This window comes from Oleiphilus sp. HI0067 (assembly GCF_001635735.1).
The window spans coordinates 1-743 of record NZ_LWFI01000596.1 but is presented as its reverse complement, the minus strand read 5'-3'; the positions used below and the strand labels follow the sequence as shown (position 1 = coordinate 743).

The 743-nt window shown below is 42.8% G+C and carries 1 protein-coding gene; it reads left to right on the top strand.

Translation table 11 applies throughout. From position 1 onward, the window contains the following. The coding region (locus A3739_RS29560) for a hypothetical protein (RefSeq protein WP_197472142.1) at window positions 1–218 on the top strand (218 nt) is incomplete at its 5' end. Between the last annotated feature and the right edge of the window lie 525 nt (window positions 219–743).

Below are 743 nucleotides of genomic sequence, written 5' to 3'. Positions count from 1 at the left end.
CTGACCAGGCTCTTACTTTATTTGTAAAGCCTGACAGCGAACCCAAACAGTTTGCCAATGCTAATGGAATGCCGAGCGGTTACAGCCTAGAAATCGCAGCCGAAGCAATTCGACGAACGAGCTATGAGCCTAACTTAAAAGTGAGACCTTGGGAGCGAGCGCAACAAGAGGCCTTAAAGGGTGATGGCGTATTAACAGGGTTTTCGAAGACACCCTAACGCGAAAATCATTATCTATTCTCGGGCCCAATCTTAATGGATCATGTGCTGCTAGTATCTAGAAAAGATCAGTCTTTCACTTTTACTAGTTACAATGATCCGAAAGGCAAAACACTCGCAATGAGCAGAGGCAGCAATTATTCAGGCAAGTTTGCTCAACAAAAAAATCAGCTCACATTTGTAAAAGATGAAGGGACCTAGCAACGTATTCTTCTGCTTGCATCAGGAAGAGTGGACGCGGCAATATTCTCTAGGGATCGTTATCTGATGAATTACAATGCGAAAAAGCCGGACTTAGTCCTGACGATTTTGAATTTTCTGAGTAGGTCATTTCTCGCGATCCAAACTTTATCGGTATTCCAAGATCATTGAATCATCACGATGCCAAAGAAGTAAAACATGCTCTCGACAAAGCCATTCAATCCATGAGAGAAGACGGCACAATAGACGCAATACTCTCAAAATATTAGACGCAGAATACTCAGTTAGGCAGTGTCTTTTTCATCCTTCTTAGCGTCTTACTCC